Annotated in this window: 17 protein-coding genes; 12 read left to right on the forward strand and 5 right to left on the reverse strand. The window is 71.8% G+C overall.

Features of this window, described 5'->3' with window-relative positions; all coding sequences use genetic code 11:
* Position 1: 1 nt before the first annotated feature.
* Positions 2 to 1,444 carry a type VII secretion protein EccB gene (gene eccB / locus PKF00_RS34370; protein WP_271221883.1) on the reverse strand — a complete coding sequence of 481 codons (1,443 nt, stop codon included), beginning with the start codon at positions 1,442 to 1,444 and terminating at the stop codon, positions 2 to 4.
* A gap of 205 nt (positions 1,445 to 1,649) precedes the next feature.
* On the opposite strand from eccB, the gene PKF00_RS34375 reads away from it, so the two are divergent.
* The 3 genes from PKF00_RS34375 to PKF00_RS34385 are packed head-to-tail and all read left to right on the forward strand — an operon-like array spanning position 1,650 to position 3,200.
* Positions 1,650 to 1,952 (forward strand): hypothetical protein, encoded by a 303-nt coding sequence (locus PKF00_RS34375; protein ID WP_271221884.1) that lies wholly within the window; start codon positions 1,650 to 1,652, stop codon positions 1,950 to 1,952.
* A gap of 16 nt (positions 1,953 to 1,968) precedes the next feature.
* Positions 1,969 to 2,781, forward strand: coding sequence for a hypothetical protein (locus PKF00_RS34380; RefSeq protein WP_271221885.1), 813 nt, complete (start codon positions 1,969 to 1,971; stop codon positions 2,779 to 2,781).
* Complete coding sequence (locus PKF00_RS34385; RefSeq protein ID WP_271221886.1) at positions 2,781 to 3,200, forward strand: YbaB/EbfC family nucleoid-associated protein; 420 nt, start codon at positions 2,781 to 2,783, stop codon at positions 3,198 to 3,200. Before PKF00_RS34380 ends, PKF00_RS34385 begins: the two co-directional genes overlap by 1 nt.
* A 105-nt stretch (positions 3,201 to 3,305) precedes the next feature.
* Here PKF00_RS34385 and PKF00_RS34390 read toward each other — a convergent pair whose 3' ends face one another.
* Both PKF00_RS34390 and PKF00_RS34395 read right to left on the reverse strand, forming a co-directional pair.
* Positions 3,306 to 4,094: a hypothetical protein gene (locus PKF00_RS34390; protein WP_271221887.1), complete on the reverse strand. Its 789-nt coding sequence runs from the start codon at positions 4,092 to 4,094 to the stop codon at positions 3,306 to 3,308.
* Positions 4,091 to 4,390 (reverse strand): hypothetical protein, encoded by a 300-nt coding sequence (locus PKF00_RS34395; RefSeq protein ID WP_271221888.1) that lies wholly within the window; start codon positions 4,388 to 4,390, stop codon positions 4,091 to 4,093. Before PKF00_RS34395 ends, PKF00_RS34390 begins: the two co-directional genes overlap by 4 nt.
* Before the next feature lie 158 nt (positions 4,391 to 4,548).
* On the opposite strand from PKF00_RS34395, the gene PKF00_RS34400 reads away from it, so the two are divergent.
* Together PKF00_RS34400 and PKF00_RS34405 are read left to right on the forward strand one after the other, a co-directional pair.
* Positions 4,549 to 4,950, forward strand: a complete 402-nt coding sequence (locus PKF00_RS34400; RefSeq protein WP_271221889.1) for a YbaB/EbfC family nucleoid-associated protein — start codon at positions 4,549 to 4,551, stop codon at positions 4,948 to 4,950.
* A gap of 221 nt (positions 4,951 to 5,171) precedes the next feature.
* Positions 5,172 to 5,966, forward strand: coding sequence for an NmrA family NAD(P)-binding protein (locus tag PKF00_RS34405; RefSeq protein WP_271221966.1), 795 nt, complete (start codon positions 5,172 to 5,174; stop codon positions 5,964 to 5,966).
* A 199-nt stretch (positions 5,967 to 6,165) separates the two neighbouring features.
* Here PKF00_RS34405 and PKF00_RS34410 read toward each other — a convergent pair whose 3' ends face one another.
* Together PKF00_RS34410 and PKF00_RS34415 are read right to left on the reverse strand one after the other, a co-directional pair.
* Positions 6,166 to 8,409 (reverse strand): protein kinase domain-containing protein, encoded by a 2,244-nt coding sequence (locus PKF00_RS34410; protein ID WP_271221890.1) that lies wholly within the window; start codon positions 8,407 to 8,409, stop codon positions 6,166 to 6,168.
* Between the two features lie 102 nt (positions 8,410 to 8,511).
* Entirely contained in the window at positions 8,512 to 9,768 is a 1,257-nt protein-coding gene (locus PKF00_RS34415) for a S8 family serine peptidase (protein WP_271221891.1), read from the reverse strand.
* Positions 9,769 to 9,961: 193 nt separating this feature from the next.
* Between PKF00_RS34415 and PKF00_RS34420 the strand changes: the two genes are divergently transcribed.
* The 7 genes from PKF00_RS34420 to PKF00_RS34450 all read left to right on the forward strand — a co-directional run bounded on the left by PKF00_RS34420 (position 9,962) and on the right by PKF00_RS34450 (position 19,909).
* Positions 9,962 to 10,966 (forward strand): methionine synthase, encoded by a 1,005-nt coding sequence (locus PKF00_RS34420; protein ID WP_271221892.1) that lies wholly within the window; start codon positions 9,962 to 9,964, stop codon positions 10,964 to 10,966.
* A 245-nt stretch (positions 10,967 to 11,211) separates the two neighbouring features.
* Entirely contained in the window at positions 11,212 to 13,395 is a 2,184-nt protein-coding gene (gene ligA / locus PKF00_RS34425) for an NAD-dependent DNA ligase LigA (RefSeq protein WP_271221893.1), read from the forward strand.
* A 347-nt stretch (positions 13,396 to 13,742) separates the two neighbouring features.
* Entirely contained in the window at positions 13,743 to 15,824 is a 2,082-nt protein-coding gene (locus tag PKF00_RS34430; protein ID WP_271221894.1) for a putative bifunctional diguanylate cyclase/phosphodiesterase, read from the forward strand.
* A 597-nt stretch (positions 15,825 to 16,421) separates the two neighbouring features.
* Positions 16,422 to 16,721 carry an Asp-tRNA(Asn)/Glu-tRNA(Gln) amidotransferase subunit GatC gene (gatC, locus tag PKF00_RS34435; RefSeq protein WP_271221895.1) on the forward strand — a complete coding sequence of 100 codons (300 nt, stop codon included), beginning with the start codon at positions 16,422 to 16,424 and terminating at the stop codon, positions 16,719 to 16,721.
* Positions 16,718 to 18,208: an Asp-tRNA(Asn)/Glu-tRNA(Gln) amidotransferase subunit GatA gene (gene gatA, locus PKF00_RS34440; RefSeq protein ID WP_271221896.1), complete on the forward strand. Its 1,491-nt coding sequence runs from the start codon at positions 16,718 to 16,720 to the stop codon at positions 18,206 to 18,208. Before gatC ends, gatA begins: the two co-directional genes overlap by 4 nt.
* Before the next feature lie 49 nt (positions 18,209 to 18,257).
* A complete protein-coding gene (locus PKF00_RS34445; RefSeq protein WP_271221897.1) occupies positions 18,258 to 19,346 on the forward strand; it encodes an AAA family ATPase in 1,089 nt (362 codons plus the stop codon).
* Complete coding sequence (locus tag PKF00_RS34450; RefSeq protein WP_271221898.1) at positions 19,343 to 19,909, forward strand: hypothetical protein; 567 nt, start codon at positions 19,343 to 19,345, stop codon at positions 19,907 to 19,909. Before PKF00_RS34445 ends, PKF00_RS34450 begins: the two co-directional genes overlap by 4 nt.
* The last annotated feature ends 137 nt before the right edge of the window (positions 19,910 to 20,046 follow it).

Raw genomic sequence — 20,046 nt, forward strand, 5'->3', positions numbered from 1 at the left:
GTCACTGCTGCTGCGGTCTGAGGGTCTGGCCGGTCTGGGCGGGCTTCCTGGCCGCCGCCGGGTCGAGCGCCGAGCCTTCGGGGATCAGGTGCACGAGGTGCGCGGGCAGCGGGGCGACGTCCTGCATGGTGTACCCCAGGCTCGACAGCGCCTCCTGGGAGGGGATGACGTGCCTGCGGCCCTGGTCGCCGACCAGGTAGAGCGACTGGAGCGCGTCCAGCCTGCCGTTGCCCGGCAGCAGCCCTATCAGAGCGCCCTTGCCGTACGGGAGCACGACCTGGTCGACCACGTCCTGGTTGAACCAGCCCTGCGGCGGTGCGGGGATCGCCACCGTGCTGCCGACCGTCAGCAGCGCCTTGGACGAGCCGCGCTCGGTTTCCGGGTAGACGGCGCAGACCGGGTGAGCGGGAGGCGGGGTGACGATCTGCGGCATGGTCTGCGGGAGGTCGCCGCCGCCCATGCGGGTCGCGGACCGCCTGGCTCCGGTGGCGGTCGCCGGGTCCAGTTCGACCGCTTTCACCGGGGATCGGCCGTACGCCTTCTTGGTCGCCGGGTTCTGCAGCAGCAGGGCGGCCTGTGCCGGGGTGAGGGGCGCCAGGCCGTCGGACAGCAGGACGTACCACTTCGCGGAGCCGCCGGCGACCGGCGGGACGGTGAACACCCTGCCGACCGTGGACTTCCCGCCGTCGGGCCCGCGCGTCTCACGGCCGAGGCCGGGAACCGAGGGGCCGCGGAAGTCGGGTCCGGCGGGCAGCGCGTTGAGCCAGGCCAGCGGGACCTGGCGGGGCCGTTCCTCCGTCAGCGCCCGCACCCCCTCCGCCGAGATCCGCATCCGCTGGTTCGACCAGAGCAGCCAGGCCTGCCCGTTCTCCTCGACGAGCATGGCCTTGTCCTGCCCGATCTGGCCGCCGCCGACGTTGAAGCCTCCGACCAGCGAGGTGTACGGCCTGCGCTCGCCGTTGGCGTCGACCCCCTCGACCACGCAGGCCGACCAGGGGGAGCGCACCAGACGGTCGGGGGCGGGCGGCGACTCGGGAGCGCCGGGGATGCCGACCAGCGTGCCCCGGGCGTACCGGGAGAGGGAGGCCGCGCTGACCACGCGCACCTTCACCTCCTGCTCTCCGACCAGCAGCCTGGCGGAGGCCATGTTGACGACCGGGATCATCTTGGCCTGAGGGGCGCTGTAGACGAAGGTCGCGCCCGTCTCCTCCTCCACGATCACGGTGCCCGGGTCGGTGAGGGCGGTGGCGTTGCCGGGGCGCAGCAGGCCGATCACGCCGAAGGTGGCCGCGACCAGCACCGCGACCAGCACCCCGCCGAACATCGCGATGTTGTGCCTGCGCATCGGCGACTCCGGCAGGTCCGGCTCGCCCTGGAGCAGGGCTGTGCCCAGACGCTGGGTCATCAGCTTGTAGGCCTGGTGGAGATCCCGCCGGGTCTGCATCACACCTCCGTCTCGCCGGATGCGCGGTCCTCGACAGCATAGAAGAACGATCTTGTGAATGGGGCTTTCGGGCCGGGGTGTGAACGGTGATCGTCCACGGTGTTTCCGATCGTCGAAAGGCCGCTGAACAAGGCGTTCCGGTCTGTGAGCGGAGGGTTGCGCGGTGGTAGGAGATACGGGAACGGTCGTTGATCAAGGAGGTCGCGTGACGCAGGACAGGTACGTCACGTCCACGGCGATTCAGTCGATCCGCACCGAGCTCGACGACGACGTCATCCCCAAGATCGGTGAGCTGCGCGGGCTGATCGACAGCACCGACGTGCCCTTCCCGGGGTGGGGCGGCGTCGGCGAGCTGGCGATCGGCCTGCGCTACCGCCAGGTGCAGGAGGACGCGAGGGAGAAGCTCAGCCAGGCCCTGGATGTCCTGGAGTCCTGGCAGGAGGCGCTGAACACCGCGGCGGTCAACTGGCGGACCGCCGAGTACAACAGCACCGTCGTCTACCAGTGATCTGAGAAGACCCGACATGCCGGTACCTCCGGGCAAGAAGCCCGTTCCCGCGACCGCCCTCAGGAGCGCCAGAGGCGTCGTCGTCAACTCCGCGAAGGTCATCAGCGGTCTGGAGAAGGGCGCGCGGCTCGCTCCGACCGCGTGGGCGGGGGTGGCGATCGCGGCCACCGCGGTCGCCAACGTGCCGGGGATGGGCGACGCCTACAACAACTGGGAGTCGCTCCACTCGCGCCTGGACACCGCGAACAAGAGCTATGTGGCGGCCCTGCTGAACAAGGGGAAGGAGGGGTGGATCGCCGAGGACCGCGACGCCTTCGACGACGCCGTCCAGCACTACCAGGAGGCGCTGGAGAGCCTGCGCGCCTACATCAAGACGATCGCCGGGATCGTGGACGAGCTCGGCGACGCCTACCGCGCCTACTGGATCGCCATCGCCAAGGTCGCCGCGACCCTGCTGGCCCTCGCGGCGATCGCCGCCGCCATGCTCGCGACGCCGTACGCGGGGTCGGCCGCGCTCAACCTGCGGATGCTCGGCACCATGGCCAGTAAGATCATCGCCGCTTCGACGGCCGCGCTGGGCAAGGTCGTCGCCGCGGGCGCGAGCAGCATGTCGGTCTACTTCTCCGGCAAGGCGTGGATGCAGTCGTTCAACCTCGCTCCGACCGACAAGGCGAAGATCGACTTCACCAAGGCCACGATCGTCACCAGGGGCCTGCCCGCCTTCCAGCAGCCCCCGCCCCAGCAGACCGGGCAGCCGCCCCAGCTCCCGCCGCACGCGGGCTTCCAGTGGCTGTCGCCGAAAAAGGACCTTCCGGAGCCGTACAAGTGATGAACCTCGACCCCGACCACCCGCGCGCGGACGACCCGGAGGAGCTCGCGGAGTTCGTACGGCGCAGCGACGAGACGCTGCGCAGGCTCGGCGACGCGTTCGGCGAGCTGAACGCCGTCACCGGCGAGGGCTTCGGCGCCGACGGCATGGCGCGGGCGGTGGTGGACTCCACGGGACGCATCCAGCAGATCACCTTCGATCCCCGTGTGGCGCGCCTGGACACCCGGACGATCGCCGAGGCCGCCACCGAGGCGGTCCGCGCCGCGCAGGACGACGCCAGGCGGCGGAGCGAGGCGCTGCTCGGCGAGGCGACGGGCGGCGAGCCGCTCACCCTGGACATGGACCGCGCCCGCCGCCAGTTCGAGGAGATCGGCGAGGATCTGGCCCGCACGCTGCGGGACCTGGCGGGCGGGCTCTGACGGGCGGCGGTCTCTGACGGGCGGCGGGGCTGACGGGTACGCCCGCCGCGGTCCCGGAGAGGGGAGCCTTTCCCCACCGGGTCCGGCGGCGGCCGAGCCCGCCTCCTACTTGTCGTAGGGGGCGGGGATCTCGCGCTTGGGGGCGATCCACGCCGAGGGCGGCCGCGTGGAGATCGTGACGCTCCTGAAGTCGATCTTCGTGCCCGCCGTCGGCATGATGTTGTTCATGTTGCCCATCGCCCCGATGAGGGAGACCAGGGCGGAGCCCGACAGGGCCAGGTAGCTGCCGAGCAGCATCGTCATCTTGGCGACGAGGCCGTTGGTGATGGCGCCGAGCCGGTGGAGCTGCAGCTGCGCCGCGGTGGCCGTCGCGGGGGAGGCGAGGCTCATGCGCCGGGCGGCCAGGGCGTAGAGCAGGACCGTCCCGGAAAGCGTCGCGATGCCCTTCCAGTAGTCGTAGTAGGCCTGCCGGACCGCGTCCAGCTTGCCCTCCATGGTGTAACAGACGCCGCTGAGCTTCTGCATCTCCCCGCCGAACAGGGCGGTCGCGTTCAGGAACTCCTCCCGGTCGTCGGCCTGCCAGTCCGCGCGGGACAGGAAGACGGCGTTGCCGATGACGGAGGGATAGGCGACCTCGAGGAGCTTGGCGAGGGCGTTCCAGCCTGCCTTGGCGTCGTTCATCCCCGGAGTGTTCGCCACGGCGGTGCCCGCGATGGCCACCGCGGTCAGCAGCCCGGGGATCAGTTTGGAACTGGCCTTGAGCGTGTCGAGGGCCTGCTTCGAGGCGGCCGTCAACTCGGCCCTGGCGGCGGCGGTCTTCGCCGCCTCGGCGGCTCTGGCCGCCTGCGCGGCCTGCCTGCGCGCGTGGACCAGGCTCACCGGTTTCGGCGTCATGAGTACTTGACCTTGCTCGCCTCTTCGGCGTCTCTCCAGTTCTTCTTGACGGTCTCCAGCGCGTCGACCCAGGCCGCGAGGGCGGCCACGGCGTCGTCGACGAGCTTCTTGACGTCGTCCTGGGTGCTCGAGTACTTGGCGGCGAAGGGCAGGCCGAGCGCGCCGAACCCGGGGAAGCCGACGTCGGTCGCGTCGACCTTCGTCTTGAGGTCCTTGAACTGAGGTATCGCCTGTTCGTTGAGGTTGCGCTGGATGTTGGCGATACAGGTGGAAGTGACGTACTTGTTCTGGGTCATGTGCCGACGTGCCCCCGTCCGGTACATCCGTCGTTCATTCATCGGTCCCCCGTAAGGGGAGCGGCGTTTATGTGATCTTTACAGTATCTTGTGTTTTTTCCTGTGTCAGGAGTGACTTGGGTTATCTGCGGTCACTCAATGTCAGAAGGGGGCGTGTGGTGTTCGACTCCACCGGCTTCGAGCTGGAAGACCTGGAACGCGTCGGCCGGGACGCCGAGAACGAGATACGGCGCCTCGCCGAGATAGAGGCCGAGCTCGGTGACGTGCGCGGCACGGGGACGGGGGCCGACGGGCTCATCACCGTGACCGTCGACGGCTCGGGCAGGGTGGAGGGGATCGACCTCAACCCCCGCGTCATGCGCCTGGACAGTCACACCCTGGCGGCCGAGCTCATGAAGGCGATCGGGAAGGCGGGGGAGGACGGGGAGCGCAGGGTCCGCGAGATCCTCGAAGACGCCGGGCTCTCCGCGGCCCCGCCGGACCTCGACGAGGCGCGGGAGCAGATGACGGTGGCCTACGAGTCCTTCGCCCGCGCCGTCGACGGCCTCTCCGGACGCTGAGGTCCGGGCGGAACGCGGCAGGTCCCTCTCCGGCGACGCGGGGAAGGGACTCGCCTCCTCATGGAGTTCGAGATCCGGTCCCCTCAGAGGCGACGGAAGCCGACCCGTGGGCGCACGCACGCGAGCGGCTCGACTTTGACCTCAAGTGCGGTTGAGTTTCTAGGCTCGCCGGTGACTGATCCAGGCAGGACGACCTAAGGAACTCGACTGTGACGACCTTGGTGACAGGCGCCACCGGGAACACCGGCCGGCACGTTGTGGCAGAGCTGGTTCGCCGAGGAGAGCGGGTGCGGGCACTGACGCGAGACCCGGCGGCGAACGCGGGAAGGTTTCCGGCCGAGGTGGAGCTGGTGGCCGGCACGCACACGGCGCCGGAGAGGTTGGACGCCGCACTCCACGGCGTCAGCCGGTTGCACGTCACGGTGACGGCGGGGCTTGCCGAGGTCGGGCCCGAACTGGTCCGGCGGGCGGTCGCCGCGGGCGTTCGACGCATCACCGTGCTGTGGGGCGGCTGGGTGGGCCCGGTCGAGCAGGCGGTGGCGGACTCGGGCGTGGAATGGACGCGTCTGGAAGCACAGGAGTTCATGTCCAACACGTTGACCTGGGCCGAGTCGATTCGAGCCGAGGGAGTGGTCCGAGAACCGTACGACTTTCCCAGCGCGCTGGTGCACGAGGCCGACATCGCGGCCGTGGCGGCCGTCGCGCTGCTCGATGACGGCCACGCAGGGCAGTCCTACAACCTCACCGGACCCGAACCGCTGACCCCGAGTGAGCGGATCGCGATCCTGTCCCGGACGCTCCGCCGCGACATCGCCTTCGAGCCGATAACGCACGAACAGGCGATCGACAGGCTGACGGCCACCGGAGTGTCCCAGGCGGACGCCGAGTATGTCGTCGGCTGGTACGCCGCGCCCAGTGACTCCTCCACGACCGTGGACGACACGGTCGCACGGGTGACCGGTCGTCCGGCACGTACGTTCGTACAGTGGGCGGACGAGCACGCGGACCGTTTCTAGGCTGGGAACGATCTCCATCGGCCGAACGCGCCCACGTCGGCCGATCTCCCTTTCGGGCTTCCTCCTCTTCGAGGCTCTCCGCTTTCCGAGGGCGGGCCGTCAGGGCCCGTACCCATGTGGGTACGGGCCCTTTCCGGGTGGGTTCCCGAACCCGGGATCCGCGGCTTTCAGGCCGCGTGCTCTCCCGGGTGCGACCGGGTCACCCGCAGTTGCCCCAGGCCGCCCCGGTGTTGCCCGAGGGGCCGCCGCCGGTGAAGCGCACGCACTTGCCCTTCGCGGACAGGAAGACCGGGCCGGCGTAGTACTCGTAGTTGCCCCGGTCGGTCTTGCTCTCGCCGTTCTGGACCTCCAGGGTCGCCCAGACGGAGGTGGCGGTCCCGACGTCGACGGTCTTCATGGTGACCACGCAGTTGGTGCCGCTGGAGGAGTTGTAGAGCTGGTAGGTGGTCCCTCCGTTGAAGGACGCCGAACGCTGCACGTAGAAGCCCGCTCCGCAGACCCTCTGCGGGGTGTACGGGTTGGCGCGCTGCGGCGGCGGCGTCGGCCTGCCGGTCGGCGGCTGGGTCGGCGCCTGGGTGGTCGGCCTGGCCGTCACCGGGGCGGCGGACACCTCGTTCGTCGGCTTGGCCGTGGGCCTGCTGGTCGGCGGCCAGGTCGGCGTTTCCCCGGTGGGCCGTACGGTCACGGTGGGAGTCGGCCGCGCGGTCCGGGTCGGGGCCGGGGTCGGCCTCGCGGCCTCGGTGGGCTTGGCCGACGCGGTGGGCTTGGCGGCCTCCGTGGGCTTCGGGGTCTCGGTCGGCTTGACGGCCGGCGAGGCGGCCGAGGTCGCCGTCGGGCTGGGCGTCGAGGAGGCGGGCGCCCTGGACTGGCTCGGGCTCGGGCTGTTGCCGGTGGAGGCGGTCGGCGACGCGCTCGGCGACGCGGTCGGCGTCACGGTGACGGTCACGGTCGGCGTCGGCGTGTGGGCCGGCGTCGGCTCGACCGTCGGGATCTGGGACGGCTTCCCGGTCGGCTTGCCCGTCGGCGTGTGCGACGCCTGGGCGCTGGCCTCCGGCGTCGGCACGGCGGTCGGGACCACGGGCGCGGCCGTCGGCGCGGGAACGGTCGGCACGACGGCGGGCGGGCTGGCGAAGGAGGTCAGGGTCGGGACCGGAGGCTCGACCGTCGGCCCGTCCGTGGCCAGCCTGAGCGGGCCGACGTCGGGGACCTGCGGGTCGGGGGTGGTGCCCCACGGCACGGTCACCTTGCCCTCCGGGTCCTGCGGGTCCTGTCCCGTCCCCTGGCCGCCGCCCTGCGTCGGGTCCTGGCCGCGCTCCTGGGACTGCTCGACCAGCTCCAGCGGCCTGTTGGCGGCGCCGTTCGCCGACGCCTGCTCGACGTTGTTGAGCGAGGTGTAGTTCCCCGCCGCCCACAGGCCGAGCCCGGCCAGCAGGCCGACCACGCCGACGGAGGCGGCCAGCATGACGGGGACGCCGCCGACTCTCCTCTTCTCGCCGGAGGCCGTCACCTGCAGCACGATGGGGGCCTGCGCCGAGGGCGCCGACTCCCGGGGAAGCGGCGGCGCGCCCCAGCCGGACGGCGCCGCCGGTTGCGGAACGGCGGCGTCTGGCTGCTGCGGCACGGCCTGCGGGAGGTTGTCGCCGGTGATCCTGATCGCGGGCTGGTCGCCGAGCAGCTGGAGCATGGCGGCCTTGGTGTCAGGTCGCCCCTGCGGCTGCTTGTCCAGGCAGGAGATCAGGAGGGAGGTGAGCGCGGGCGGCAGCCCCGACAGGTCGGGGGAGCCGTTGAGGACGGCCTGCGGGTCCCCCGAGAAGGGCGCGCGTCCCGTCGCGGCGTAGGCGATGGTCGCGGCCCAGGCGAACAGGTCGGCGGGCCTGCCCGGCCCGGGCCCCGCGCCGCCGGTGAGGTTCGCGTGGACCTGTTCGGGGGCGTGGTAGTCGGGTTCCCCGCCCGCGACGCCGAGAGCCGTGTCGCAGACGCGCGGCCCCTCGGCGCTCAGGAGCACGGTGTCGGGGTTCAGGGCGCCATGGGCCAGACCCGCCAGGTGGATGGCCGTGAGCGCGGTGAGGGTGCCGACCGCCAGGCGCTCCAGGGCGTCCGGGGCCAGCGGCCCCTCGGCCTCGACCGTCTCGCGCAGGGAACGGCCCTCGACGTGCTCGCGGACGACGTAGGGGGAGTCGTCGAACCAGCCGACCTCGATCAGCTTGGCGGTATGCGCTCCGGAGATCCGTCTCGCCGCGTGGAGCCGGTTGGTGATCTGCTCTCGTGTCTGAGGGTCGGCATGGGGGCAGGGAGGGAGGATCCGGATGACGCGCAGAGTCTCGTTGTCGGGGAGACGCCCCAGGTAGACGGCCTGGCCGGGGTCGTGGCTCAGCCGTCCGACAAGGAGGTAAACGCCTACGCGCTCCGGATCTTCAGGTAGTAATGGGTTGAAATCCCCCATTGCGATCCTTCCACCTCAACTTTTGATAAATCCTTCTATAAGTTGATCTAGGGACTATCAAAGCAAACTTGACCCGTGAAGTTCACTCGTTTCACATGTCTTTCACGGCTTGTTATCCGAAACGCCGGGCCGCCAGCCCCTGCGACGCCCCATCGGGACGGTGAACCTGCCGAGAACGACCAGGACGGCCGCGGCGAGACAGAGCAGGGCGACCCACAGCGCGATCGAGACGCTCAGGCCGTCGGCGACGGGCGTGTGCCGTATCGCGTCCCGGGGCAGCGGGACGGGCTCCTGCGGCGCGAGCGCCACCTCGTCGGAGGCCGTGATCGACGAGACCGCCATCAGGGGGTTGACCATGCCCGAGCCGGTCCCGGCCCCCGAACCGCCGTCCGCGGTCCGCGCGATGCGCCAGCGCACCTGGTCCTTGTTCAGCTCGGGGTGACGGGCGCGGACCAGCGCGGCGACCCCCGCCACGTACGCGGAGGAGAAGCTGGTGCCCTTCTCGTCCTCCACGTAGGTCCGCCCGGGCCAGGTGCTGGTGATGTCCTGGCCGGGAGCGAGCACCGTGACGGGGGTCGTGGTGTTCGAGTAGTCGGTCCTCGCCCCGTCGCGACCGGCGGCGCCGACCGAGATGACCCCGGGGTAGGCGGCCGGATACGCGGGCGCGGGAGTGCCGTCCTCCTTCTGCACGTTGCCCGCGGCGGCGACCACGACCACGTCCTTGGCCAGCGCGTAGGCGACCGCGTTCCGCAGGTCGGGCTGGTCGCTCGCCTGGACCGAGACGTTGATCACGTCGGCGCCGAGCTGGGCGGCCTTGACGATGCCCAGGGCCAGCCTGCCCAGGTCCCCTCTGCCGTCCGCGGTCTGCTTGATCGAGATCAGCCTGGCCTCGGGCGCGACCCCGGCGAAGGGCACCCCCTTGAGCCTGACTCCTCCGATGATGCCCGCGACCGCGGTGCCGTGGCCGACGCAGTCGGCGGTGCCGGTGTCGGTGAGGTCGATCGCGGTGACCCGGGTCAGCTGGGGGTGCGCGGTGTCCACGCCGCTGTCGACGATCGCGACGGTCACCCCCGCGCCCCTGGTCAGCCGCCACACCTCGGACAGGCTGAGCCGCCGCTGCGCCCACGGCTCCCCGATGCTCGTGGTGCCGCGCCCGGGGGAGCAGGGGACGGGCTCCCGCGCGCGTCCCTGGATCCGCGCGGCGGCGGGAACCGTCGCCGTGGTCGCCGCCGCGGCAGGGACGGAGGCCAGGACGGTGGCGGGGACGCTGACAGGGGCGCTGACAGGGGCGGTGGCGGGGAGCGGAGCCGTGACCGCCGCTAGCACTGACACCGCGGCGAGCGCTCGAACGATCACCATGCGTCCCCCAAGCCCGGTGAATATCGGGCAGAACCCTACTCAACCCGATCAAGCGCCGTCACGGTCTCGAAGGATTTCTCAGGTGGGAGGCGGCATCTCGCGGTCCTAAGCTGGCTGCGGTGAGCGAGCGAGGTGAGCGAGTCCGCCAGCGGGGCGACCGTTCGGGTCTCGAGGAGAGTGGCGGGGAGCGGACATGAGCGAATATCCGTGGGGCGAGGCGACCGCGACAGGGGTCGGGTCGCATCCGGGAGAGGACCACGCGGAGGCGGTCAGAGTCGTCTTCGGCGAGACGCCCGCGCTGCCGTACCTTCCCGAGCTGCCCGCCAGGGGCGTCGGCGCCGACATGATCGGGCGGGCCGCGTCGCTGCTGGTCGAGCTTCCCGTCGAGGTGCAGCCCTCGGGGTGGCGCTTCGCCGACCGCCCGGGGCGCGACTCGAAGCGGGCCCGTGACCACCTCGTGCGCGACCTCGACGGGCTCGAGGAGGCGGCCCAGGGCTACGAGGGCCCCTTCAAGATCCAGGTGGCGGGGCCGTGGACGCTGGCGGGGGCGATCGAGCTGCGTCACGGCGACAAGACGCTCGCCGACCCCGGCGCGGTGCGCGACCTGGTCGAGTCCTTCGCCGAGGGGCTCGCCGCGCACGTCGCGGACGTCAGGAAAAGGGTGCCGGGCGCGTCGGAGATCGTGCTCCAGCTCGACGAGCCGGGGCTGCCCGCCGTCCTGGCGGGCAGCGTGCCGACCGCCTCGGGCTTCGGGCGGCTGCCCGCGGTCGACGCCCAGGTCGTCGCGGACCGGCTCGGCTCCGTGCTGCCCGGGGGCGCGTTCGCGATCGCGCACTGCTGCGCTCGGGACGTGCCCTTCGGGGTCCTGCGCACGGCGGGCTTCAAGGGCGTCTCGCTGGACGCCTCCCTGCTCAGACGGCGGGACGAGGACGCGATCGGCGAGTCGATCGAGGCGGGGACCGCGCTGTTCCTCGGCGTCGTGCCCGGCCTCGACGCCCCCCTGCCCGACGTCGGGGTGGTCGCCAGGCCCGCCGTCGAGCTCTGGCGCCGTCTCGGCTTCCCCGCCTCGACCCTGGCCTCGCAGGTCGTCCTCACCCCCGCCTGCGGGCTGGCCGGGGCCTCGCCCGCCTACGCCAGGGCGGCCCTGACCAGGTGCGCGCAGGCGGCCCGGGTGCTGCGGGAGGACCCGGGCGAGTGACCCGCCCGTCCGCACCCCGTCCGCCCGCACCCCGCCTGCACCCCATCCGCCCGCACCCCCTCCTCGCCCGCACGCGCCCGCGCTCCGTCTCCGTCCCGGCCGCGTCCCGTCCTCGCCCCGTCTCCGTCCCGGCCGCGTCGCATGCCGGGGCGGGGGCTTGTCCATGTGCGGGTAAGGCCGCCGCGCGTTGTCGGTGGTCGGCGATAGCGTTTGCCTCGTTGGGGTTGACGAGGGGAGAGCTGGCGATGGGCGCTGAGGTCGAAGGTGTGCCGGTTGCGGCGTTGGAGCGGCACGCGGAGTTGACCGAGCTGGTCGAGGAGGCCAACTGGCGCTACCACGTGCTCGACTCGCCGACCGTGAGCGACGCGCAGTACGACATGTGGATGCGTGAGCTGCGCGAGCTCGAGGACGACAGCCCCAGCCTGCGCACCCCCGACTCCCCGACGCAGAAGGTCGGCGCGCCGATCTCCAGCGACTTCGCCGCGGTCGCCCACCTGCAGCGGATGGAGAGCCTGGACAACGCCTTCAACGCCGACGACCTCGTCTCGTGGCAGGCGAGGGCCGAGCGGCTGGTCGAGCGCGACCCCGCGCCCTACCTGTGCGAGCTGAAGATCGACGGCCTGGCGATCGCGCTGGTCTACGAGAAGGGCCGCCTGGTCCGCGCCGCGACCAGGGGCGACGGGCGGGTGGGCGACGACGTGACGGCCAACGTGCGCACGATCGCCGACGTCCCGCACCGGCTCGCCGGCGACGACGTGCCCGACCTCGTCGAGGTCAGGGGTGAGGTCTACATGCCCGTCGAGGGGTTCGCGAAGCTCAACGAGCAGCTGGTCGAGGCGGGCAGGCCGCCGTTCGCCAACCCGCGCAACTCCGCCGCGGGCTCGCTGCGCCAGAAGGACCCCAGGATCACCGCGCAGCGCCCGCTGCACATGATCGTCCACGGCGTCGGCAGGTGGGAGGGGGCCGTGGCCCTGCCCCCGACCCAGTCGCAGGTCTACGAGCGGCTCAGGGGGTTCGGCCTGCCGGTCAGCGACCTCTACAGGGTCGTCGACGACCTCGACGGCATCAACGACTTCATCGAGTTCTACCGCGAGCACCGCCACGACCCGGTCTACGAGATCGACGGCGTCGTGGTGAAGGCCGACCGCATCGAGATCCAGCGCAACCTGGGCTCGACCAGCAGGGCGCCCCGCTGGGCGATCGCCTACAAGTACCCCCCGGAGGAGGTCAACACCAAACTCCTGGACATCCAGGTGGGCGTCGGCCGCACCGGGCGGGTCACGCCGTACGGCGTCATGGAGCCGATCGTGGTCGCGGGCTCCACGGTCGAGCGCGCCACCCTGCACAACGGCTCCGAGGTCGCGCGCAAGGGCGTGCGCATCGGCGACACCGTGGTGCTGCGCAAGGCGGGCGACGTGATCCCCGAGATCGTCGGGCCCGTCGTCGACCTGCGCGACGGCACGGAGCGCGAGTTCACGATGCCGACGCACTGCCCCGAGTGCGGCACCGAGCTGGCCTACGAGAAGGAGGGCGACGCCGACCTGCGCTGCCCGAACACCAGGGCGTGCCCGGCCCAGCTCCGTGAGCGCATCTTCTTCGCCGCGGGGCGCAGGGCCTTCGACATCGAGGGGCTCGGTTACGTGGCGGCCACCGCGCTGACCCAGCCGCTGCCGCCGCAGGAGCCGCCGGTCCGCACCGAGGCCGACCTGTTCGACCTGACCATGGACCGGCTGCTGCCGATCAGGTCCGTGGTCCGCGACCCCGACACCGGGTTGCCGAAGACCGATCCGGAGACCGGCGAGCCCAAGGTCGTCTCCTTCTTCGCCAACCAGAGCGGCGAGCCGAGCAAGAACGCCGAGAAGGTGCTGGAGGAGCTGGAGAGGGCGAAGGACCAGCCGGTCTGGCGGGTGCTGGTCGCGCTCTCGATCCGGCACATCGGCCCGCCGACCGCGCAGGCCATCGCCGCCGAGTTCCGGTCGATCGACGCCGTCGCCGAGGCCTCGGAGGAGGAGCTCGCCGCGGTCGAGGGCGTCGGCCCGCGCGTGGCCGCCGCGATCCGCGACTGGTTCGAGGTCGACTGGCACCGGGAGATCGTGAGCCGCTGGAAGGCGGCGGGGGTCCGGATGGAGGACGAGCCGCCCACGGACCAGCTGCCGCAGACCCTGGCGGGTCTCACCTTCGTGGTGACCGGCACGCTGGCCGACTTCACCCGCGACGAGGCGGGCGAGGCCCTTGTCGCCAGGGGCGGCAAGGTGGCCGGCTCGGTGTCGAAGAAGACCTCCTTCGTGGTGGTCGGCGAGAACGCCGGGTCCAAGTTCGACAAGGCGGTCAAACTGGGGGTTCCGGTCCTCGACGAGGAGGGCCTCCGGGTCCTGCTCGCCGAGGGCCCCAAGGCGGCGGCCGCGATGGCGGTGACGCCGGAGGAGTGACCGCGGGACGACAGTCCGACCAGAGCTGTTCTGTGGATCTTCGCCCACAGTGGGGAGCGGCCGGAGGGGCGCTCCGCGAGGCGGGGAAGGAGCTCATGAAGGAGTCACGGGCGACCCGGCTCCTTCAGGGCGGACGCGGCGCCCGCGGAGCGTTTTCGCGGGCCGGGAGGCCGACGGGGCGATCGCGGCGGGCGTGAGGAACCACAGAACGGACCCAGGCAGGCGGGAGGCGGCCGTGCCGTGGCGGTTGTTTCAAATGACCGGTAACGGAACGTGCGCAATCGGTTTCGCGAAGTGGCCCAAAGGCCGTACTCTCCCATAGTGAACTAATGGGGGTTTTGTTACTCATGGCCGACCCAAACGACACCCGCGACACAGGGCCGCGTGTGGGCTCACCCCTGTGGGCCTATCTCACCGCCGTCACCACGGTCGGGCTTCTCGTCCTCGCGGCGGCCCAGTGGCTGAACGGTCCGGCGCAGCTGGTCGACCTCGCGCGCAGCCCGCTGTTCTGGATGCTGGCGGTCCTGATCGTGGTGGGGGAGCTGCGTCCGGTGCTGCTGTCGTCGTCGATGACGGTCGGGGGCACCTACCCGTCGACGATGTTCACCTTCGCCGCCCTGCTCCATTACGGGCTGCCGGTCGCCGTGCTGACCCAGGCGGTCGGCATCGTCGTCAACAGGGCCGTCACCCGCAAGGCGTGGCACCGGGTCGCGTTCAACATCGCGCAGGCGACGCTGGCCTGCACCGCGGCGGGGGCGGTGCTCGCGGCCTTCGGCGGCCACGCGATCCCGGCGATCTCCTGGGTGCCCAGGGGCCCTGACATGCTAGCGATCGGGCTGGCGGGGCTGGCCTACTTCGTGGTCAGGGCGCTGCTGGTCTCCGGCGCCGTCGCGCTGCACGAACGGCGCTCCATCCACCGGGTGATCAGGAGCACGATCGGCCACCAGAGCCTCGTCTACGCCGGGCTGCTCGGCCTGGCCCCGCTGGTCGTGGTCGTGATGAACCACTCCCCGGCGCTGGTGCCGCTGTTCCTCGCGCCGATGGTCGCCGTCTACTTCACCGCGACCCTGTCGGTCCGTCGCGACCACCAGGCGACGCACGACGCGCTCACCGGCCTGCCCAACCGCAAGATGCTCGTGGTCAGCACGGAGGAGGCGCTCGCCGAGGCGCGGGCGGACGACAGGGTCGGTCTGTTCCTGCTCGACCTCGACCGGTTCAAGGAGGTCAACGACACCCTCGGGCACCCGGTCGGCGACCGGCTGCTGCAGATCGTGGCGCACCGGCTCATCCACAGCGTACGGCCGGGCGACGTGGTCGCCAGGCTCGGCGGCGACGAGTTCGCGGTGCTGCTGCCCTCGATCAGGGACGCCGCCGCGGCCAGGGAGGTGGCCGCACGGCTGCGGGTCGCCCTCACCGAGCCGGTCAGGCTCGAAGGGATGACCTTCGACCTGGACGCCTCGGTCGGCATCGCGCTCTACCCCGACCACGCGCCGGACTTCGAGATGCTGATGCAGCGCTCCGACGTGGCGATGTACCTCGCCAAGGAGGCGCGCACCGGCGTCGAGATCTACGTCGCGGACAAGGACAGGAACAGCCCCGAACGGCTCAACCTCCTCGGCGACCTGCGTAGAGCCATCGACCGTTCCGAGCTCAGGCTCTACTACCAGCCGAAGCTCGACCTGGCCAGCGGCCAGGTGCGTGGCGTCGAGGCGCTGCTGCGCTGGCGTCACCCCGAGCGAGGGATGATCTCCCCGGGGGAGTTCGTGCCGATGGCGGAGCAGTCGTACCTGATGCGGCACCTGACCCAGTACGTCATCGACGCGGCGCTGGAGCAGACCGCCCACTGGTGGCACACCGGCCTGCACGAGCAGGTCTCCGTCAACGTCTCCGCCCGGGACCTGCTCGACTCCGCCCTCCCCGAACGACTCGGGGCGGGCCTGGCGCAGTACCGCCTGCCGCCGAAGGCGATCCAGCTTGAGGTCACCGAGCGTGTCCTGATGACCGACCAGGCCTACACCGCCGACGCGGTCCGCGCCCTGGCCTCCCTCGGTGTGCCGCTCGCCCTCGACGACTTCGGCACCGGTTACTCCTCCCTGGTCCGCCTGCAGCGGCTCCCGGTCGCCGAGGTGAAGATCGACGCCTCGTTCGTCCGCAGGATCGGCGAGTCGAAGGACGACGAGCGGATCGTCCGCTCCATCGTCGACCTGGTCCGCTCGCTGGGGCTGCGCTCGGTCGCGGAGGGCGTCGAGTCGGCCGACGTGGCGGCCCGCCTGGTCGACATGGGCTGCGAGCTCGCCCAGGGCTGGCTGTTCGCCGAACCCATGTCCGCGGCCGACGCGACCGTCTGGCTCCGCGAGCGCCGGGACCGGGCGGAGCCGGACCTCGGCTTCCTGCGTCCCGCCGAGGTTCTCGACCCCCAGACGGCATAGCGCCCCGACCGGACTCGACCCTCAGACCGCGTAGCGCCCCGACCGGACTCGACCCTCAGACCGCGTAGCGCCCCGACCGGACTCGACCTCCAGACCGCGTAGCGCCCTGACCGGAGACATTCACCGGCCAGGTCGCCGCTCATCGGCGCCGGGCAGGTCCGCCCTGCCGCTCGCCGTACCGGCGCCCAGGAGGACAGCCGGTGCGACGGGAGTGGGCGAGGCTCGGTTCGGTGGGCGGCCGGGCGGAAGGGGGCGACAGGGCGGCACGAAAGGGGTGGTCGACGGGAGTGGGTGAGGCTCGGTTCGGTGGGGGGCCGGCATGCGGCCGGGTGGAAGGGGGGCGACAGGGCGGCACGGAAGCATGGAAGGGGTGGTCGACGGGGCCGGTCGACGGGGGTGGGTGGGCGATGGGGCCGGGTGAGAGGGGTGGGTGGCGAGGGCTGTCCGTTTGGTTCCGTTGCCTGTCTCCCGCCCCTGTGAGCGCGTCTCAGACGTCCCTCGCGGGCCGTCGGGGGGCTAATGAGTCGGGCACGTTAGGTCACGAGCCCTAGGATGACAGTGTCCAATTGCCATTCCACGAAACGGGTTCAACGACTCATGTCCGCCATAACCCGCGACGAGGTCGCTCACCTCGCCCGGCTGTCCCGGCTGGCGCTGGCCGACGAGGAACTCGACCACTTCGCCGCGCAGCTCGATGTGATCATCGGTGCGGTCGCCCGCGTCGCCGAGGTGGCGGCCGACGACATCCCGCCGTCCTCGCACGCGCTTCCGCTCACCAACGTCTACCGTCCCGACGAGGTGCGGCCTGGCCTGGCGCCCGAACAGGCGCTCGCCGCCGCCCCGGCCGTCGAGGACGACCGCTTCCGTGTTCCGCGCATCCTCGGGGAGGAAGCATGAGCCTCGTCCACACGTCCGCAGCCGAGCTCGGCGCGCTGATCGCGAGCGGCGAGGTCTCGGCCGTCGAGGTCGCCCAGGCGCACCTCGCCCGGATCTCCGCGGTCGAACCGCAGGTCAACGCCTTCCTGCACGTCGACGCCGAGGCGACGCTCGCCCAGGCCCGCGCCGTCGACGCGCGCAGGGCCGCGGGGGAGGCCCTCGGTCCGCTCGCGGGTGTGCCGATCGCGCACAAGGACGTCTTCACCACCACGGACATGCCGACCACGGCCGGATCGAAGATCCTCGAGGGGTACCGCCCGCCGTACGACGCGACCGTGACCCGGCGCCTGCGCGAGGCGGGCCTGGTGATCCTCGGCAAGACCAACCTCGACGAGTTCGCGATGGGCTCCTCGACGGAGAACTCCGCCTACGGTCCCACCCGTAACCCGTGGGACCTGACCCGGATCCCCGGCGGCTCCTCCGGCGGCTCCTCGGCCGCGGTCGCCGCCTACGAGGCCCCGCTGTCCACCGGCACCGACACCGGCGGCTCGATCCGTCAGCCCGCCGCCGTCACCGGCATCGTCGGCATGAAGCCGACCTACGGCGGCTCGTCCCGCTACGGCCTGATCGCCTTCGCCAGCTCCCTGGACACCCCCGGGCCCTTCGCCCGCAACGTGCTGGACGCCGCGCTGCTGCACGAGGCCTTCTCCGGGCACGACCCGATGGACTCCACCTCGGTCGACGCCCCGGTGCCCTCGGTCGTCGAGGCGGCGCGTCACGGCGACGTGGCGGGGCTGCGCGTCGGCGTGGTCAAGGAGTTCGGCGGCGACGGCTACCAGCCGGGGGTGCTGGCCCGCTTCCACGAGAGCGTGGAGCTGCTGGAGTCCCTCGGCGCCAAGGTCGTCGAGGTGTCCTGCCCCTCGTTCAGCACGGCCCTGCCTGCGTACTACCTGATCGCCCCGTCCGAGGCCTCCTCCAACCTGGCCCGCTTCGACGCCATGCGGTACGGCCTGCGCGTCGGCGACGACGGTACGCGCAGCGCCGAGGAGGTCATGGCGCTGACCAGGGCGGCCGGGTTCGGTCCCGAGGTCAAGCGGCGCATCATCCTCGGCACCTACGCCCTCTCCAGCGGCTACTACGACGCCTACTACGGCCAGGCGCAGAAGGTCCGCACGCTCATCGCGCGTGACTTCGAGGCGGCCTTCCACCAGGTGGACGTGCTCGTCTCGCCGACCACGCCGACCACGGCGTTCCCGATCGGCGAGCGCGCGGACGACCCCATGGCGATGTACCTCGCCGACCTGTGCACGATCCCGACCAACCTGGCGGGCAACGCGGCCATCTCGGTGCCGTGCGGCCTGGCCGACGAGGACGGCCTGCCGGTCGGTCTGCAGATCATGGCCCCGGTGCTCGGCGACGACCGCTGCTACCGGGTCGCCGCCGCCGTGGAGAAGGCCCTCGAGCAGCGCTGGGGCGGCAGCCTGCTGTCCAAGGCCCCGGCGCTGTAGGGCCTTTCCGGACGACAGGGCGAAGCGGGGAACAGGGGGAGACGGCGGCATGATCACTCGGATCGAGATAGACGGGTTCAAGTCCTTCTTGAACTTCGTCCTCGACGTGCCGCCCTTCCTGGTGCTGGTCGGTCCGAACGCCAGCGGCAAGTCGAACCTGTTCGACGCCGTCGGCTTCGTCGCCGACGAGATCGCCGGTCAGGGCGGGCTGCTCTCCGCGGCCAGGGGGCTGCCCGGCGAGCAGTTCCACCGGGTCGTGAAAGGGACGCCGCTGCCCGGGTTCGTCGTCTCCGTCGAGGCCCTGGTCGCCCCCGAGCCGGGGGCGCTGCTGCCGATGCGGTTCGACGTGGGCGCGGAGATGGTGCTCAAGATCCCCAGGTCCAGCGGGGCGGTCGTCAGCCACGTGGCCCACCACCTGCCCGAGGAGCTCCTGGAGCTCATGGTGGAGGATCCCGAGCCCGAGGTCACGCCGCGCCGTACGGTCTCCTCGTGGCGTCGCTACGTCCCCTCGCCGCAGGCGATGCGCAGGCGATGGTCCCCGGCCGACCGGGGCCCGCTCGCCGCGGACGGCCGCAACCTCGCCGCGGTGCTCGGGCGGATGGCGGGCTCCGAGGCGTTCGCCGACCTCACGGTCGACCTCGCCGGCGTCGTGCCCGACGCGGTCGCGCTGCTGCCCCGCACCGAGCGGGACGAGTGCTCCTTCGAGCTGCTGGTCGACGGCCAGGGGGCGGTGCCCGCCCCGCTGCTGTCGGACGGGACGCTGCGCGTCCTCGGCCTTCTCGCCGCCCTGCACGATCCCGACCACCCGAGCACCCTGCTGGTCGAGGAGCTCGAGAGCGGCGTGCACCCCGGGCGCCTCGGCGAGCTGCTGAGGAGGATCAGGCGGCGGGTCGCGGAGCCCGGGGGCGTGACGCCGTTCCGGCAGGTGATCCTCACCAGCCACTCCCCGGTCGTGGTCGCCGAGACCTACCGGGCCGACCCGGACGCGCTGGTCTTCCTGGACACCGTGGTCCGCGTCGACCCCGACAGGGACCGCGTGTCGCGGGTGACCGTGGCCAAGCCCGTCCAGCCGTACGGCGAGCCGGGCACCTTCGTCTCGCCCCGGCAGGTCCGCAAGTACCTGGGAGCGGCCGCGTGAGCCGTCCCCTGGTGCCCGGCCTCGTCGCGGGGGGAGAGACCGACGAGGGCTTCCTCGGGATCGTGATCTCCCGCCAGCTGCGCGAGCTCACCTGGATGTCGCCGCACACGGTCGACATCGAGGCGACGGAGGTCGTCACGTGCGACCGGGAGCACATGGTCACGGCCCTCGAGGAGCTGGCGGCCGACTGCCACCTGCTCTTCACCCACGGAGACGAGCGGGAGCGCGGCAAGGCCGAGGGCGTCCGCTACCACTCGCACTACCTGGTGCCCGTCATCGGCCTGGCCGAGACCGGGACCTGGCTGCTGGCCGACCGCGGGGTGTGGGCCGGCGTCGAGGGCAGCGACCTCGGCCTGCTGCCCTCCCGTCCGCGTGACGTCGAGAAGATCACGGACCCGGGCGCGGTCCTGGCCGCCACCGTTCCCCGGCGAGGCAGACCGGTGAGCGACTACTTCGAGTACGTGGGACGCAACATCGATCTCGCCGTGCTGGCCCAGGTCCCGGGATACGCCGACTGGGTCGCCGAGACGAGGAACGCACTGAAAGGACTCGGTTACCTGTGAGCGCCGCGACGGGCGGGGCGGCGCGCGAGGTGCGGGCGGTCCATGGAGTGAACGAGGAGGGCGATCGGCCGATGAGCGCGCGAGAGCCCCACGCAGCGAGCGGAGTGGCGCGTGAGACACGAGCGCTCCGCGCAGTC

The sequence above is a fragment of the Streptosporangium carneum genome, from assembly GCF_027922005.1.
GTDB lineage: Bacteria > Actinomycetota > Actinomycetes > Streptosporangiales > Streptosporangiaceae > Streptosporangium > Streptosporangium carneum.

Bases quoted from the DNA above. Each gene is read 5' to 3' on its own strand.
- gatC (WP_271221895.1), top strand. From the start codon at position 16,422: ATGTCCGCCATAACCCGCGACGAGGTCGCTCACCTCGCCCGGCTGTCC.
- PKF00_RS34380 (WP_271221885.1), top strand. From the start codon at position 1,969: ATGCCGGTACCTCCGGGCAAGAAGCCCGTTCCCGCGACCGCCCTCAGG.
- PKF00_RS34420 (WP_271221892.1), top strand. From the start codon at position 9,962: ATGAGCGAATATCCGTGGGGCGAGGCGACCGCGACAGGGGTCGGGTCG.
- PKF00_RS34390 (WP_271221887.1), bottom strand. From the start codon at position 4,094: ATGACGCCGAAACCGGTGAGCCTGGTCCACGCGCGCAGGCAGGCCGCG.
- PKF00_RS34385 (WP_271221886.1), top strand. From the start codon at position 2,781: ATGAACCTCGACCCCGACCACCCGCGCGCGGACGACCCGGAGGAGCTC.
- PKF00_RS34395 (WP_271221888.1), bottom strand. From the start codon at position 4,390: ATGACCCAGAACAAGTACGTCACTTCCACCTGTATCGCCAACATCCAG.
- PKF00_RS34445 (WP_271221897.1), top strand. From the start codon at position 18,258: ATGATCACTCGGATCGAGATAGACGGGTTCAAGTCCTTCTTGAACTTC.
- ligA (WP_271221893.1), top strand. From the start codon at position 11,212: ATGGGCGCTGAGGTCGAAGGTGTGCCGGTTGCGGCGTTGGAGCGGCAC.
- PKF00_RS34415 (WP_271221891.1), bottom strand. From the start codon at position 9,768: ATGGTGATCGTTCGAGCGCTCGCCGCGGTGTCAGTGCTAGCGGCGGTC.
- PKF00_RS34430 (WP_271221894.1), top strand. From the start codon at position 13,743: ATGGCCGACCCAAACGACACCCGCGACACAGGGCCGCGTGTGGGCTCA.
- eccB (WP_271221883.1), bottom strand. From the start codon at position 1,444: ATGCAGACCCGGCGGGATCTCCACCAGGCCTACAAGCTGATGACCCAG.
- PKF00_RS34410 (WP_271221890.1), bottom strand. From the start codon at position 8,409: ATGGGGGATTTCAACCCATTACTACCTGAAGATCCGGAGCGCGTAGGC.
- gatA (WP_271221896.1), top strand. From the start codon at position 16,718: ATGAGCCTCGTCCACACGTCCGCAGCCGAGCTCGGCGCGCTGATCGCG.